The sequence below is a fragment of the Bradyrhizobium sp. RDM12 genome (assembly GCF_051917485.1).
Taxonomy (GTDB): domain Bacteria; phylum Pseudomonadota; class Alphaproteobacteria; order Rhizobiales; family Xanthobacteraceae; genus Bradyrhizobium.
On sequence record NZ_CM133064.1, the window covers coordinates 4,759,580 to 4,774,358 of the forward strand.

At 64.5% G+C, this 14,779-nt stretch carries 14 protein-coding genes; all 14 read left to right on the forward strand.

Annotation, left to right across the window (positions count from 1 at the left end; all coding sequences use genetic code 11):
• Positions 1–4: 4 nt before the first annotated feature.
• From nuoG to mtnK, 14 genes are read left to right on the forward strand one after another with little or no spacing between them, the layout of a single operon-like run.
• Positions 5–2,080, forward strand: coding sequence for an NADH-quinone oxidoreductase subunit NuoG (nuoG, locus tag ACTGJ9_RS23280; RefSeq protein ID WP_456673001.1), 2,076 nt, complete (start codon positions 5–7; stop codon positions 2,078–2,080).
• 4 nt (positions 2,081–2,084) lie between these two features.
• Entirely contained in the window at positions 2,085–3,152 is a 1,068-nt protein-coding gene (gene nuoH, locus ACTGJ9_RS23285) for an NADH-quinone oxidoreductase subunit NuoH (protein ID WP_456673002.1), read from the forward strand.
• A 14-nt stretch (positions 3,153–3,166) separates the two neighbouring features.
• Complete coding sequence (gene nuoI, locus ACTGJ9_RS23290; RefSeq protein ID WP_027529879.1) at positions 3,167–3,655, forward strand: NADH-quinone oxidoreductase subunit NuoI; 489 nt, start codon at positions 3,167–3,169, stop codon at positions 3,653–3,655.
• Between the two features lie 9 nt (positions 3,656–3,664).
• On the forward strand, positions 3,665–4,303 hold the full coding sequence (locus tag ACTGJ9_RS23295) for an NADH-quinone oxidoreductase subunit J (protein ID WP_456673003.1): 639 nt from the start codon (positions 3,665–3,667) through the stop codon (positions 4,301–4,303).
• Positions 4,300–4,608 carry an NADH-quinone oxidoreductase subunit NuoK gene (nuoK, locus tag ACTGJ9_RS23300; protein ID WP_008547737.1) on the forward strand — a complete coding sequence of 103 codons (309 nt, stop codon included), beginning with the start codon at positions 4,300–4,302 and terminating at the stop codon, positions 4,606–4,608. Before ACTGJ9_RS23295 ends, nuoK begins: the two co-directional genes overlap by 4 nt.
• A gap of 7 nt (positions 4,609–4,615) precedes the next feature.
• Positions 4,616–6,724 carry an NADH-quinone oxidoreductase subunit L gene (gene nuoL / locus ACTGJ9_RS23305; protein ID WP_456673004.1) on the forward strand — a complete coding sequence of 703 codons (2,109 nt, stop codon included), beginning with the start codon at positions 4,616–4,618 and terminating at the stop codon, positions 6,722–6,724.
• Positions 6,725–8,233 carry an NADH-quinone oxidoreductase subunit M gene (locus ACTGJ9_RS23310; protein WP_456673005.1) on the forward strand — a complete coding sequence of 503 codons (1,509 nt, stop codon included), beginning with the start codon at positions 6,725–6,727 and terminating at the stop codon, positions 8,231–8,233.
• A gap of 22 nt (positions 8,234–8,255) precedes the next feature.
• Positions 8,256–9,692 carry an NADH-quinone oxidoreductase subunit NuoN gene (gene nuoN, locus ACTGJ9_RS23315; protein WP_456673006.1) on the forward strand — a complete coding sequence of 479 codons (1,437 nt, stop codon included), beginning with the start codon at positions 8,256–8,258 and terminating at the stop codon, positions 9,690–9,692.
• Between the two features lies 1 nt (position 9,693).
• On the forward strand, positions 9,694–10,500 hold the full coding sequence (locus tag ACTGJ9_RS23320) for a biotin--[acetyl-CoA-carboxylase] ligase (RefSeq protein WP_456673007.1): 807 nt from the start codon (positions 9,694–9,696) through the stop codon (positions 10,498–10,500).
• Positions 10,500–12,170 (forward strand): ribonuclease J, encoded by a 1,671-nt coding sequence (locus tag ACTGJ9_RS23325; protein ID WP_456673008.1) that lies wholly within the window; start codon positions 10,500–10,502, stop codon positions 12,168–12,170. Before ACTGJ9_RS23320 ends, ACTGJ9_RS23325 begins: the two co-directional genes overlap by 1 nt.
• Before the next feature lie 40 nt (positions 12,171–12,210).
• Positions 12,211–12,615, forward strand: a complete 405-nt coding sequence (mce, locus tag ACTGJ9_RS23330) for a methylmalonyl-CoA epimerase (RefSeq protein ID WP_456673009.1) — start codon at positions 12,211–12,213, stop codon at positions 12,613–12,615.
• Between the two features lie 10 nt (positions 12,616–12,625).
• On the forward strand, positions 12,626–12,901 hold the full coding sequence (locus tag ACTGJ9_RS23335; protein ID WP_456673010.1) for a DUF1467 family protein: 276 nt from the start codon (positions 12,626–12,628) through the stop codon (positions 12,899–12,901).
• A gap of 53 nt (positions 12,902–12,954) precedes the next feature.
• The gene (locus ACTGJ9_RS23340) at positions 12,955–13,302 is read left to right on the forward strand and encodes a hypothetical protein (RefSeq protein WP_456673011.1); all 348 of its coding nucleotides are present in this window, start codon (positions 12,955–12,957) and stop codon (positions 13,300–13,302) included.
• Positions 13,303–13,335: 33 nt separating this feature from the next.
• Positions 13,336–14,622: an S-methyl-5-thioribose kinase gene (gene mtnK, locus ACTGJ9_RS23345; protein WP_456673012.1), complete on the forward strand. Its 1,287-nt coding sequence runs from the start codon at positions 13,336–13,338 to the stop codon at positions 14,620–14,622.
• Positions 14,623–14,779: the final 157 nt, after the last annotated feature.

Here is a 14,779-nt window from a genome sequence, read left to right on the forward strand (position 1 = left end):
GAGAATGACCAAACTCATCATCGACGGCAAAGAGATCGATGTCCCCGCCGAGTACACGCTGCTTCAGGCGTGCGAGGCGGCCGGCGCCGAGATTCCGCGCTTCTGCTATCACGAGCGGCTGTCGATCGCCGGCAATTGCCGGATGTGCCTCGTCGAGGTGAAGGGCGGCCCGAAGCCGGTCGCAAGCTGCGCCTGGGGCGTGCGCGACTGCCGTCCGGGTCCCAAGGGCGAGCCGCCGGAAATCTCGACCCGTTCGCCGATGGTGAAGAAGGCACGCGAAGGCGTGATGGAATTCCTTCTGATCAACCATCCGCTGGATTGCCCGATCTGCGACCAGGGCGGCGAGTGCGACCTGCAGGACCAGGCGATGGGCTATGGTGTCGACACCAGCCGCTTCGCCGAGAACAAGCGCGCGGTCGAGGACAAATATCTCGGCGCGCTGGTCAAGACCTCGATGAACCGCTGCATCCAGTGCACGCGCTGCGTCCGCTTCTCGGCGGAAGTCGCCGGCGCCCCGGAGATGGGCGCGACCGGGCGCGGCGAGGACATGGAGATCACGACCTATCTCGAGCACGCGCTGACGTCGGAATTGCAGGGCAATCTCGTCGACATCTGCCCGGTCGGCGCATTGACCTCGAAACCCTATGCCTTCGCGGCGCGTCCGTGGGAACTCGGCAAGACCCAGTCGATCGACGTGATGGACGGCCTGGGATCGGCAATCCGCGTCGACACCCGCGGCCGCGAAGTCATGCGTATCCTGCCGCGCATCAACGAGGCGGTGAACGAGGAGTGGATCTCCGACAAGACCCGCCACGTCGTCGACGGCCTGCGCACCCAGCGGCTCGACCGGCCCTATATCCGCGAAGCCGGCAAGCTGCGCGCGGCAAGCTGGCCCGAGGCCTTCGGGGCGATCGCTGCCAAGGCGGCGCGCACCGACGGCAAGCGCATCGGCGCGATCGCGGGCGACCTCGCCGGCGTCGAAGAGATGTTCGCGCTGAAGGATCTGCTGGCAAAATTCGGCTCGGCCAATCTGGCGGTGCAGGGCGGCGACGCCTTCGATCCCGCGCTCGGCCGCGGCTCCTACATCTTCAATCCGACGCTGGCGGGCGTCGAGCAGGCCGATGCGCTGCTGATCGTCGGCGCCAATCCGCGCAAGGAAGCGGCCGTGTTCAACGCCCGCATCCGCAAGCGCTGGCGCGGCGGCGGCTTCAAGGTCGGCGTGATCGGCGCCAAGGCCGATTTCACCTACGACTATGACCATCTCGGCGCGGGCACCGAAACGCTGGGCGAGCTCGCAGCCGGCAAGCACTCCTTCATGGACGTGCTGAAAAACGCCCAGAATCCGATCATTCTGGTCGGCGCGGGCGCAGCCTCGCGTCACGACGGCGCCGCTATCCTCGCCGCTGCCGCCAAGCTCGCGCTCGACGTCGGCGCGGTGAAGGACGGCTGGAACGGTTTTGGCGTGCTGCACGAGACCGCCTCGCGCGTCGGCGCGCTCGACATCGGCTTCGTCGCGGGTCCCGGCGGGCTGAACGCTGCGCAGATGACGACGTTCGGCACGCTCGACCTGCTGTTCCTGCTCGGCGCCGACGAGATCAAGGCGCCGGAAAGCACCTTCGTCGTTTACATCGGCACCCATGGCGACCGTGGTGCCCACCGCGCCGACGTGATCCTGCCGGCGGCGGCCTACACCGAGAAGTCCGCGATCTACGTCAACACCGAAGGCCGCGTGCAGATGACCGGCCGCGCCGCATTCCCGCCGGGTGAAGCCCGCGAGGACTGGGCGATCGTTCGCGCGCTCTCGGAAGCCCTCGGCAAGAAGCTCGGCTACGACTCGCTTGCCGCGCTGCGCCAGGCGCTCTTCAAGGCCGTGCCGCATCTGATCCGTCTCGATCAGATCGAAGCGGGTGCAGCCGACCACATCAAGAAGCTGGCGGGGAAGGGCGGCTCGACCGAGAAGGCGCCGTTCAAGCCTGTCGTCGAGGACTTCTATTTGACCAACCCGATCGCGCGTGCGTCCGCCGTGATGGCGGAATGCTCGCGGCTTGCCTCCGGGCAGATGCTGACCGCAGCGGAGTAAGCCGATGGAATTTTTCGCAAGCGCATTCTGGACCGGCTTCCTTTGGCCGCTGATCATCATGATCGCGGAGAGCGTGCTGGTGCTCGTCGTCCTCTTGGTCGCGATCGCCTATATCCTGCTCGCCGACCGCAAGATCTGGGCGGCGGTGCAGATCCGCCGCGGCCCGAACGTGGTCGGACCCTGGGGCTTGTTCCAGTCCTTCGCCGACCTGCTGAAGTTCGTGCTCAAGGAGCCGATCATTCCGTCCGGCGCCAACAAGGGCGTGTTTCTCCTTGCTCCCTTGGTCTCGTGCGTGCTCGCGCTTGCGGCCTGGGCGGTGATCCCGACCAATCTCGGCTGGGTGATCTCCGACATCAATGTCGGCGTTCTCTTCATCTTCGCGATCTCGTCGCTGTCGATCTACGGCATCATCATGGCCGGCTGGTCGTCGAACTCGAAATATCCGTTCCTCGCTGCGCTGCGCTCGGCGGCGCAGATGGTGTCCTACGAGGTCTCGATCGGCTTCGTCATCATCACGGTGCTGCTCTGCGCCGGCACGCTGAACCTCTCGGCCGTCGTCGAAGCCCAGCATATCCGCGGCCTTGCCAGCCTGATCGGGCTGCCGCAGCTCACCATCCTGAACTGGTATGTGTGGCCGCTGTTCCCGATGTTCGTGGTGTTCTACGTCTCGGCGCTCGCGGAAACCAACCGCCCGCCGTTCGACCTCGTCGAGGCGGGATCCGAGTTGGTCGCCGGCTTCATGGTCGAATACGGCTCGACGCCGTATCTCTTGTTCATGCTCGGCGAGTATGTCGCGATCGTCACGATGTGCGCGCTGGCGACGATCCTGTTCCTCGGAGGCTGGCTGCCGCCGGTTGATCTGCCGCCCTTCAACTGGGTGCCGGGGATCATCTGGTTCTCGCTCAAAGTCTTCTTCATGTTCTTCCTGTTCGCGATGGCAAAGGCGATCGTGCCGCGCTACCGCTACGACCAACTGATGCGCCTCGGCTGGAAGGTGTTCCTGCCGCTCTCGCTGGTGATGGTTGTCGTGGTCGCGGGCGTGCTGCAGTTCGCCGGCATCGCGCCGAAGTGAGGGCCGTCATGGGTATCAACATCAACGCCACTGCACGCTCGCTTCTGCTGTCGGAATTCGTCTCGGCGTTCTTTCTCGCCATGCGTTATTTCTTCCAGCCGAAGCCGACGCTGAACTATCCATTCGAGAAGGGCCCGATCTCGCCGCGCTTCCGCGGCGAGCATGCGCTGCGTCGCTATCCCAACGGCGAGGAGCGCTGCATCGCCTGCAAGCTGTGTGAAGCGATCTGCCCGGCGCAGGCCATCACCATCGAGGCCGGACCGCGCCGCAACGACGGCACCCGCCGCACCGTGCGCTACGACATCGACATGGTGAAGTGCATCTATTGCGGCCTCTGCCAGGAGGCCTGTCCGGTCGACGCCATCGTCGAAGGTCCGAACTTCGAGTTCGCGACCGAGACCCGCGAGGAACTGTTCTATGACAAGGCCAAGCTGCTCGCCAACGGCGACCGCTGGGAACGCGAGATCGCAAAAGCGATCGAGCTCGACGCGCCGTACCGGTGAGATGAGAGCATGATCCTTCCCGCGCTGTTCTTCTATCTCTTCGCCGGCGTCTGCGTGGCCTCGGCTGTGATGGTGATTGTCTCGCGCAATCCCGTGCACTCCGTGCTGTACCTGATCCTGGCCTTCGTCAACGCCTCCGGTCTGTTCGTGCTGATGGGCGCCGAATTCCTGGCGATGATCCTGATCGTCGTCTATGTCGGCGCCGTCGCGGTGCTGTTCCTGTTCGTGATCATGATGCTCGATGTCGACTTCCTCGAGCTGCGCGAGGGCTTCATCCAGTACCTGCCGGTCGGCGTCGTGATCGGCGGCATCTTCCTGTTCGAGCTGCTCTTGACCGTCGGCGCCTGGGTCATCAATCCGACCGTGAGCAAGACCATCACGGCGCCGATCCCGACCAACGTCTCGAATACCGAGGCGCTCGGCCTCGTGCTCTATACGAAGTACGTCCACTACTTCGAGCTCTCGGGCATGGTGCTGCTGGTCGCCATGATCGGCGCCATCGTGCTGACGCTGCGCCACAAGGCGAACGTGAAGCGGCAGGACATCAACGTTCAGAACGCACGCACGCCCGAGATGGCGATGGCGATGCGCAAGGTGGCATCGGGGCAGGGGCTCCAGGACGCCGATGCGGCGGAGTGGGTGAAATGACGATCGGGCTCGGACATTATCTGGCGGTCGGCGCGATCCTGTTCACGCTCGGAATCCTCGGCATCTTCCTGAACCGCAAGAACATCATCGTCATCCTGATGTCGATCGAGCTGATCCTGCTCTCGGTCAACATCAATCTGGTGGCATTCTCGACCTTCCTCGGCGACATCGTCGGCCAGGTCTTCGCGCTGCTGGTCTTGACCGTTGCGGCTGCCGAAGCCGCGATCGGTCTCGCCATCCTCGTGGTCTATTTCCGCAACCGCGGCTCGATCGCGGTTGAGGACGTCAATCTGATGAAGGGTTAACCCGGCTATGCTCCAGGCAATCGTTTTTCTGCCGCTGCTGGGCGCCATTCTGGCCGGCGTGATCGCGCTGTTCGGCGCGCATGCCCGCAACCCTTCAGGCGACACCGTCGAGCATCACGACAACCACGGTCATGGCGCGCAAGCCCATGCGGCCGATACGATCAATGAGGATGCCTCGGTCATCCACGAGACCCATCACGAGCCCGGCGACGGCCATGACGACCACGGCCATGGCCCGGTCGAGCCGCCGGCCGCCGGCTCGCGCGGTGCCGAGCTGATCACGACCGCACTGCTGTTCGTGGCGGCCGCGCTGTCCTGGATGATGCTGGTCGATGTCGGTTTCAATGGCCATGACGCCCGAATCCAGCTTCTGCCCTGGATCTTCTCCGGCGAGCTCGAGGTCTGGTGGACGCTGCGCGTCGACACCCTCACGGCCGTGATGCTGGTGGTGGTGACGTCCGTGTCCTCGCTCGTGCACCTCTATTCCATCGGCTACATGGACGAGGATCCGAACCGGCCGCGCTTCTTCGGCTATCTCAGCCTGTTCACCTTCGCCATGCTGATGCTGGTGACCGCGGACAACCTCGTGCAGCTGTTCTTCGGCTGGGAGGGCGTGGGTCTGGCGAGCTACCTCCTGATCGGCTTCTGGTACCAGAAGCCGTCGGCGAACGCCGCCGCCATCAAGGCGTTCGTGGTCAACCGCGTCGGCGATTTCGGCTTCGCGCTCGGCATTTTCGCGATCTTCTACCTGACCAGCTCGACCGATTTCGAGACCATCTTCCATGCGGCGCCCGGCCTCACCGGCAAGACCATCGACTTCCTCGGCTGGCACGCCGATGCGCTGACGCTGACCTGCCTTTTGCTGTTCATGGGCGCGATGGGCAAATCGGCGCAGTTCCTGCTGCACACCTGGTTGCCGGACGCGATGGAAGGCCCGACGCCGGTCTCGGCGCTGATCCACGCGGCGACCATGGTGACCGCCGGCGTGTTCATGGTGGCGCGCCTGTCGCCGCTGTTCGAACTCGCTCCGAACGCCCAGGCCGTCGTCATGTTCTTCGGTGCGACCACGGCGTTCTTCGCGGCGACCATCGGTCTCGTCCAGAACGACATCAAGCGCATCGTCGCCTATTCGACCTGTTCGCAGCTCGGCTACATGTTCGTGGCGATGGGAGCAGGGGCCTATTCGGTCGGCATGTTCCACCTGTTCACGCACGCCTTCTTCAAGGCGCTGCTGTTCCTGGGCTCCGGCTCGGTGATCTACGCGATGCACCACGAGCAGGACATCCGCAACATGGGCGGCCTCTGGAAGAAGATCCCGTACACGTTCGCGGTGATGACCGTCGGCACGCTGGCGCTGACCGGCTTCCCGTTGTTCGCCGGCTACTTCTCCAAGGATGCGATCATCGAGTCCGCCTACGCCTCGCACAATCCGTTCTCGATGTATGCCTATCTGCTGACGGTCGCAGCCGCCGGCCTGACCTCGTTTTATTCCTGGCGTCTGGTGTTCAAGACCTTCTTCGGCGAGCCGCACGACCAGGAGCATTACGAGGCCGCGCACGAGAGCCCGATCTGGATGCTGATCCCGATCGGCGTGCTGGCGGTTGGCTCGGTCCTCGCCGGCTTCCCGTTCAAGGAGCTGTTCACCGGTCCTCACGGCGTGGAAGAGTTCTTCCGCGAGTCCGTAAAGATGAACCCGCATATCCTCGAAGATATGGAGCACATGCCGCATCTGTTGGGCTGGCTGCCCTTCGTGATGATGGTCGGCGGCTTCCTGGTGTCCTACACCTTCTACATCCGCAAGCCCTACCTCCCGGTCGAGCTCGCGAACACGCAGCCGATGCTGTACCAGTTTCTGCTCAACAAATGGTACTTCGACGAGCTCTACGACCTCATCTTCGTCCGTCCGGCGAAGTGGATCGGCTATCAGCTCTGGAAGAAGGGCGACGGCTACATTATCGACGGCCTCGGTCCCGACGGCATCTCGGCCCGCGTGCTGGACGTCACCCGCAACGTCGTGAAGATCCAGACCGGCTATCTCTATCACTACGCATTCGCCATGCTGATCGGCGCCGCCGGCCTGATCACCTGGTTCATGTTCGGCTTTGGAGGCCAGTAAATGACAACCTGGCCTATCCTATCGGTCACGACGTTCCTGCCGCTGGTCGGTGCGCTGATCGTCTATCTCAGCCGCGGCGATGACGAGGCGGCGCGGCGTAATTCGCGCTGGATCGCGCTGTGGACCACGCTGATCACCTTCGCGGTGTCGGTGCTCCTGGTCATGCGCTTCGATCCGTCCAATGCCGACTTCCAGTTCGTCGAGAAGTCGGCCTGGCTGGCGACCGGCATCACTTACCACATGGGGGTGGACGGCATTTCGCTGCCGCTGGTCATCCTCACCACCGCGATCATGCCGTTCTGCATCATCGCGAGCTGGAAGGCGATCACGAACCGCGTCCGCGAGTACATGATGGCGTTCCTGATCCTGGAAACGTTGATGATCGGCACCTTCTCGGCGCTCGATCTCGTGCTGTTCTATCTGTTCTTCGAAGGCGGCCTGATCCCGATGTTCCTGATCATCGGCGTCTGGGGCGGTCCGCGCCGGGTCTACGCGTCGTTCAAGTTCTTCCTCTACACGCTGCTCGGCTCGGTGCTGATGCTCCTTGCCATCATGGCGCTGTACTGGAACGGCGGCACCACCGACATTCCGACCCTGATGCACACCGCCGTGCCGCGGTCGCTGCAGACCTGGGCGTGGCTTGCCTTCTTTGCCTCGTTTGCGGTGAAGATGCCGATGTGGCCGGTGCACACCTGGCTGCCCGACGCCCACGTCGAGGCACCGACCGCGGGCTCCGTGGTGCTGGCCGCGATCCTGCTGAAGATGGGCGGCTATGGCTTCCTGCGCTTCTCGCTGCCGATGTTTCCGCTGGCGTCGCACGACTTCGCGCCGCTGATCTTCACCTTGTCCGCGATTGCCATCATCTACACCTCGCTGGTGGCGCTGATGCAGGAGGACATGAAGAAGCTGATCGCGTACTCGTCGGTGGCGCATATGGGCTTTGTCACCATGGGCATCTTCGCCGGCACCATGCAGGGCGTCGCCGGTGGCGTGTTCCAGATGATCTCGCACGGCATCGTCTCCGGCGCGCTGTTCCTCTGCGTTGGCGTCGTCTACGACCGCATGCACACCCGTGAGATCGCGGCCTATGGCGGCCTCGTCAACCGGATGCCGCTCTACGCGCTGACCTTCATGGTCTTCACCATGGCCAATGTCGGTCTGCCCGGCACGAGTGGTTTCGTCGGCGAGTTCATGACGCTGCTCGGCACCTTCAAGGTCTCGATCCCGACCGCGTTCTTCGCCACGTCAGGCGTGATCCTCTCGGCGGCCTACGCGCTGTGGCTCTACCGCAAGGTCGTGTTCGGGGCGCTGGTCAAGCCGTCGCTGGCGAGCATGAAGGATCTCACTTTGCGTGAGTGCGTGACGCTGTTCCCGCTGATCGCGCTGACGATCCTGTTCGGCGTCTATCCGAAGCCGGTGCTCGATATGTCGGCGGCCTCGGTCCAGCAACTCGTCAATAATTACAACACCGCTGTGACGGCCGTTAAGGCCGCCGCACTGCTCCATTGATCGGGCAGGTCAGGATATCGCAATGAGCTTTACGACTGCAGGTTATCAACTGGCGCCGGTGCTGCCCGAGCTCGTGCTCGCGATCGGCGCCATGGCGCTTCTGATGCTCGGCGCCTATCGCGGGCAGGGGGCCACCGGCGCGGTGAACACGCTCGCGGTGCTGCTGCTGATCGTGGTCGGCGTGCTCGAATACATGCAGCCTGCGGGCAAGCAGGTGACCTTCGGCGGCAGCTTCATCGTCGACGACTTCGCCCGCTTCATGAAGATCCTGGCTTTGATCGGCTCGGCGGTGACGCTGGTGCTGTCGACCGAATTCCTGTCCGACCCGTCGCGCCGCATCTTCGAATACGCGATCCTGGTGCTGCTCTCGACGCTCGGCATGATGGTGCTGATCTCGGCCGGCGACCTGATCTCGCTCTATCTCGGTCTCGAATTGATGTCGCTCGCACTCTATGTCGTGGCGGCCTCGAACCGCGACAACGCCAAGTCGACCGAAGCCGGCCTGAAGTACTTTGTGCTGGGCGCGCTGTCCTCGGGCATGCTGCTCTACGGCGCTTCGCTGATCTACGGCTTCACCGGCACCGTCAGCTTTGCAGGCATCGCCTCGGCTGCAACCGCTGCCAATGTGGGCCTCGTGTTCGGCCTGGTGTTCCTGCTCGCCGGCCTCTGCTTCAAGGTCTCGGCCGTGCCGTTCCACATGTGGACGCCCGACGTGTACGAAGGCGCCCCGACCCCGGTCACCGCGTTCTTTGCCTCCGCGCCGAAGGTGGCAGCACTTGCCGTGTTCACCCGCGTTACGCTGACCGCATTCCCCGGCATCGTCTCGCAGTGGCAGCAGATCCTGGTCTTCGTGGCGATCGCCTCGATGGCGCTGGGTTCGTTCGCCGCGATCGGCCAGAGCAACATCAAGCGCCTGATGGCCTATTCCTCGATCGGCCATATGGGTTTTGCCCTGGTGGGCCTTGCTGCCGGCACCGTCGAGGGCGCGCAGGGCGTGCTGATGTACATCGTGATCTATGTCGCAATGACGCTCGGCTCGTTCTCGATCATCCTTGCCATGAAGCGCAACGGCCAGGCCGTCGAGCAGATCAGCGACTTCGCCGGTCTGTCGCGCACCAATCCGCTGCTCGCCTTCATGTTCGCGATGCTGCTGTTCTCGCTCGCAGGCATTCCGCCGCTCGCCGGATTCTTCGCGAAGTGGTACGTCTTCGTCGCCGCCATCAAGGCGAATCTGTTTACGCTCGCCGTGATCGGCGTGCTCTCCAGCGTCGTGGGCGCCTACTACTATCTCACCATCGTCAAGACGATGTATTTCGACGAGCCGGCCGGCCAGGTCGATCCGGTGCGCGTCGAGGTCAAGACGGTGCTGGCGGTCGCGGGCCTGTTCAACATCCTGTTCGCATTGTTCGCGGGTCCGGTGGTGAGTGTCGCCTCCGCCGCCGCCAAGTCGCTGTTCTAGGATGGGGTTCGCGCTCGGTTCTCGTGCAATTGCGGCGGGCTACAAGCTCGCCGCCCTGGAGCGGACCGGCTCGACCAATACGGATGCGATCGAAAGCGCGCGCGCCGGCGAGCGTGGCCCGATCTGGTTCGTGACAGCGGAGCAGACGGCGGGCCGCGGCCGCCGCCAGCGTGCCTGGATCTCGCCGCGCGGCAATCTCGCCGCCAGCGTCCTCGAGGTCATGGACGTGGCCCCTGCGGTCGCTGCGACGATAGGTTTTGCCGCCGGGCTGGCGCAGGAAGCAGCCCTGGAGAAAGTCAGTATCGAGGCCGCGCTGCGGCTCGGGCCGGACCGGCCGCGCTACGCCCTGAAATGGCCGAACGACGTCCTCGCCAATGGCAAGAAGCTGGTCGGCATCGGGCTAGAGGCCGAAGCTGTCGGCGATCGCCTGGCGATCGTGGTCGGCATCGGCACCAACATCGTGGCGGCGCCCGAGGGCACGCCGACGCCGGCGGTGTCGCTTGCGGCGCTCGGTGTCCAGATCAGCGCCGAGGAGCTGTTCTCGGCGCTTACAGATAGCTGGGTCGAGTTTCGCGGCATCTGGGACAATGGCCGGGGCTTTGCCGAGATCCGAAAACTCTGGCTGGAGCGCGCCGCCCGCCTTGGCGAGCCGATCGCGATCCATACGGGAACCATGGTGCTGGAAGGCATTTTTGACACGATCGACGACACCGGTTGCCTGATCGTCCGCACCGCGGAGGGGCGGCGCGTGCCGGTCGCCGCGGGCGAGGTGTTCTTCGGCCCGGTTCGTTCGGTGGGAGCTGCGTGATGGCAAGGCCCGACGAACTGGTGTTTGCGCCGCTCGGCGGCGTCGGCGAGATCGGCATGAACCTGTCGATCTATGGCCTTGGCAACCGCCAGCAGCGGGCCTGGCTCGCGGTCGATCTCGGCGTCTCCTTCGGCGACGAGGAGCATCTGCCCGGCATAGACCTGATCATGCCCGACATCAGCTTCCTGGAGAAGGAGCGCAAGAACCTGATGGGCCTGGTGCTGACCCACGCCCATGAGGACCATTTTGGCGCCATCATCGACCTCTGGCCGCGGCTGAAATGCCCGATCTATGCGACGCAATTCAGTGCGGCGCTGTTCGAGGCCAAATGCGCCGCCGAGCGCAACGCGCCGAAGATTCCCGTTACCGTGGTCCCCTCGGGTGGCCGCATCGATGTCGGACCCTTCAACGTCGAGTTCATCCCGGTCGCGCACTCGATTCCGGAGGCGCATGCGTTGGCGATCCATACCGAGGCCGGCACGGTGCTGCACACCGGCGACTGGAAGATCGATCCTACTCCGACGCTCGGCCGCCCCACTGACGAGAAGCGGCTGCGCGAACTCGGCGAGGAGGGGGTGATTGCGCTGATCGGCGATTCCACCAATGCGGTGCGCGACGGCCGCTCCCCGTCGGAGGCCGAGGTCGCCCGCACCATCGTCGACTTGGTGAAGGCCGCCAAGGGCCGCGTCGCCGTCACGACCTTCGCCTCCAACGTCGCCCGCATCAAGGCCGTCGCCGACGCGGCGAAAGCCGCCGACCGCGAGGTCGTCGTGGTCGGCCGCGCTATGGAGCGCGTGGTGCAGGTCGCGCGCGAGACCGGCTATCTCGACGGCGTCCAGAATTTCCGCTCGCCCGAGGTCTACGGCCATCTGCCGCAGGACAAGGTGCTGGCGCTGTGCACCGGCAGCCAGGGCGAGTCCCGCGCCGCATTGGCCCGCATCGCCAATGACGACCATCCCGAGATCACGCTGAACCGCGGCGACAGCGTGATCTTTTCCTCGCGAACGATTCCCGGCAACGAGAAGGCGGTCGGCTCGATCATCAACAATCTGGTGCTGCAGGGCGTCGAGGTCCTCACCGACCGCGACCATCTGGTCCACGTCTCCGGCCATCCGCGCCGCGACGAGCTGCGCGACCTGATCTCCTGGGTGAAGCCGCAGCTCCTGATCCCCGTCCATGGCGAAGCCCTGCACCTGAACGAGCACGCCAAGCTCGCGCGCGCCGCCGGCGTGCCGCGTGTCCTGGTCATTCGCAACGGCGACCTCGTCAAGCTCGGTCCCGGCGATCCCGGCGTTATCGGCGAGGTGCCGTCCGGCCGGCTCTACAAGGACGGCACCATTCTCGAGGATTCCAAGTCACGCGCCGTGGTCGAGCGCCGCCGCATGGCCTTCTCCGGCTGTGCCTTCGTCGCCATCGCTATGACCGCGCAGGGCGAGCTCGCCGACGATCCCGAGGTCGATCTGGTCGGCATCCCCGAGAAGAACCGGGCGGGCGAGCCGTTCGACGACATCGTCTTCGATGCCGTGATGTCCACGATCGAGGGCCTGCCGAAGGCGCGCCGCAGGGATCCGGACGCGCTGGCGGAGTCGGTGCGACGCGCCGTCCGATCCGTGATCAACGAACATTGGGGCAAAAAGCCGCCCTGTCTGGTACACGTCCTGACGGTGTAGTTGAGCATGGTCTTCGGATCATGCTTTAAGGGAGAAGCACATGCTGGGTCGCCTCAACCACGTCGCGATCGCGACCAGGGATGCCGTCAAATCCGCAAGGATCTACGGCGCGGCATTCGGAGCGCAGATTTCGGAAGCCGTCGCGCTGCCCGAGCATGGCGTCACCACCGTGTTCGCGACGCTGCCCAACACCAAGATCGAGTTCATCGAGCCGCTCGGGGAGGACTCGCCGATCGCAAAGTTTCTCGAGCGCAATGCCGACGGCGGCATCCACCACGTCTGCTACGAGGTGGTCGACATCATCGCCTCGCGCGACACCCTGGTGAAGGAGGGCGCCCGCGTGCTCGGCGACGGCGTGCCGAAGATCGGGGCCCATGGCAAGCCGGTGCTGTTCCTGCATCCGAAGGACTTTTCCGGCGCGCTGGTCGAAATCGAGCAGGCGTAGGGCCGCACCCATGGCCTATCAAATCTCGACCGGGCTTGCGATCTACTTCGTGATCTGGTGGATCGCGCTGTTTCTGACGCTGCCGTTCGGCGTGCGCAGCCAGCATGAAGACGGTGCCGGTGCGCCCGGCACCGACCCCGGCGCACCGGTCCTGACCGGCATGCGGCGCAAGCTGATCTGGACCACGGTCCTCTCGATCGTCATCTTTGCCGCCGGTCTGGCGGCCTATCACGCCGGCTATCTGCAGATCGAACGCTTGTCGAAATTGATGGGAATGCCGTTTTAGTTTCACCTCTCCCCTCGGGAGAGGTGAACACAGTTTCGCTTTGGGGGGAACGAATGATTTTTCAGAGAATCGTCGTCGCGCTTCTGGTGCTGATCGTCGCCGGTCTCGGGGCCATCGGCTATTTTGAATGGAGGACGGCCGTGCAGGCGCGAACGCTGAAGGCGTTCGTCGAGGGCTACGTCTTCAACGAAGCCGTGATGGCCTGCGAGCAGGCCAAGAGCTCGACGCCGTTCAAATGGAACGGCGGCAAGAGCACCTCGGTGATCGGCCTGAACGCGGTCAAGCTGGACAAATACACCGTCAGCGCCAGCTACACGCTGGTGGCGGACAACGTCTATTGCGATTACGATCCCATCAAAAGAAAGGCCGAGATCGGCTCGAGCTTCCTGGAGCGGGAGTAACGGTCCGGCCATCAAGGATGGGATGGGTTCGTCATGACGGAGGCGCGGGGGGACTATCGGATTCTTCAGGAAGCGGCCTTGCGGGACTATCTCGCAGGCCTGCCTGAGATTGCGGCACTGCTCGGCGGCGCGCCGGCCGCCTGGGGGATCACCGAAGTCGGCGACGGCAATCTCAACCTCGTCTTCATCGTCAAGGGCGACCGCGGCGGCATCGCCGTAAAGCAAGCGCTGCCTTACGTCCGCCTCGTCGGCGAGAGCTGGCCGCTGCCGCTGTCGCGGGCCCATTATGAATATCTCGCGCTGACCCGGCAGGCCGAGCTCGCGCCCGGCCTCGTTCCGGCGCTGCTGCACCACAACGAGGCGTTGGCACTCACCGTGATGGAGCTGCTCGAGCCCCACATCATCATGCGCAAGGGGCTCGTGGCTGCTACCTGCTATCCGCGCTTCGTCCACGACATCACCACCTTCATGGCGCGGACGCTGTTCTTCACGTCCGACCTCGCGCTCACGGCCGCGGAGAAGAAGGAGGCCATCGCGGCCTTCGCCGGCAACCATGCGCTGTGCAAGATCACCGAGGATCTGATCTTCACCGATCCCTATCGCATCGCCGAGCAGAACCGCTGGACCGCGCCGTATCTCGACGGCCTGGCCGCGTCCTTGCGCGACGACATGGAGCTGCATGTCGCGATCTCCCGGCTGAAGCTGAAATTCATGGCGAGCCCCGAAGCACTGCTCCATGGCGATCTCCACACCGGCTCGATCATGGTGACCGAAGCCGAAACGCGGGTGATCGACCCGGAATTCGCCTTCTATGGCCCGATGGGGTTTGACGTCGGCGCGGTGCTGGCCAACCTGCTGATGGCCTTTTTCGCCTCCGCCGGCCACGAGCGCGCGCCGGGCGAGCGGCAGGCGTTCGAGATCTGGGTGCTGGAGACAGTCGAGAAAGTCTGGAACGAGTTCGCGCGAAAATTCCTCGACCTCTGGCGGACGGACGCCCGCGGCGACGCCTATCCGGTCTCGCTCTTCGCCGGCGACAAGGGCGCCGCCCGGCTCGAGATCGAGCGGCAGGCGTATCTGCAGCGTCTGTTCACCGACACCGTCGGCTTTGCCGCCGCCAAAACGATCCGCCGCATCTTCGGCCTCGCCCACAACATCGATTTCGAGCTGATCGAGGACCCCGGGAGGCGCGCCATCAGCGAGGCCCGCGCGGTACGGCTCGCACGCGGAATGATGGTCGAGGCCGCGGCGTTTCGGACGATCGCCGACGTCACCGGCGCTGCGCGAAAACTGCGCGATTGGCAGCCGGAATTGTCAGGCTGAAGGCCCGCTTGCGGGATGTGCAGCGCAAGAGCGCGCTGCGACAGCCAGGCGTCCTGCAGAGGGCCGCGTTCCGGAACCCGTCGCCCTCAAAAACGAAGCTTGCGTTCGACGGGCTCCGAATGATCAAATCCCTGATCGGAATACCTGCGTTGGGGGA

Excerpts from the sequence above, each read along its gene's own strand:
- ACTGJ9_RS23310 (WP_456673005.1), top strand. The coding sequence starts at position 6,725 with ATGACAACCTGGCCTATCCTATCGGTCACGACGTTCCTGCCGCTGGTC.
- nuoN (WP_456673006.1), top strand. The coding sequence starts at position 8,256 with ATGAGCTTTACGACTGCAGGTTATCAACTGGCGCCGGTGCTGCCCGAG.
- ACTGJ9_RS23320 (WP_456673007.1), top strand. The coding sequence starts at position 9,694 with ATGGGGTTCGCGCTCGGTTCTCGTGCAATTGCGGCGGGCTACAAGCTC.
- nuoG (WP_456673001.1), top strand. The coding sequence starts at position 5 with ATGACCAAACTCATCATCGACGGCAAAGAGATCGATGTCCCCGCCGAG.
- mtnK (WP_456673012.1), top strand. The coding sequence starts at position 13,336 with ATGACGGAGGCGCGGGGGGACTATCGGATTCTTCAGGAAGCGGCCTTG.
- nuoK (WP_008547737.1), top strand. The coding sequence starts at position 4,300 with ATGACGATCGGGCTCGGACATTATCTGGCGGTCGGCGCGATCCTGTTC.
- nuoH (WP_456673002.1), top strand. The coding sequence starts at position 2,085 with ATGGAATTTTTCGCAAGCGCATTCTGGACCGGCTTCCTTTGGCCGCTG.
- ACTGJ9_RS23335 (WP_456673010.1), top strand. The coding sequence starts at position 12,626 with ATGGCCTATCAAATCTCGACCGGGCTTGCGATCTACTTCGTGATCTGG.
- ACTGJ9_RS23340 (WP_456673011.1), top strand. The coding sequence starts at position 12,955 with ATGATTTTTCAGAGAATCGTCGTCGCGCTTCTGGTGCTGATCGTCGCC.
- nuoL (WP_456673004.1), top strand. The coding sequence starts at position 4,616 with ATGCTCCAGGCAATCGTTTTTCTGCCGCTGCTGGGCGCCATTCTGGCC.
- ACTGJ9_RS23295 (WP_456673003.1), top strand. The coding sequence starts at position 3,665 with ATGATCCTTCCCGCGCTGTTCTTCTATCTCTTCGCCGGCGTCTGCGTG.
- mce (WP_456673009.1), top strand. The coding sequence starts at position 12,211 with ATGCTGGGTCGCCTCAACCACGTCGCGATCGCGACCAGGGATGCCGTC.
- ACTGJ9_RS23325 (WP_456673008.1), top strand. The coding sequence starts at position 10,500 with ATGGCAAGGCCCGACGAACTGGTGTTTGCGCCGCTCGGCGGCGTCGGC.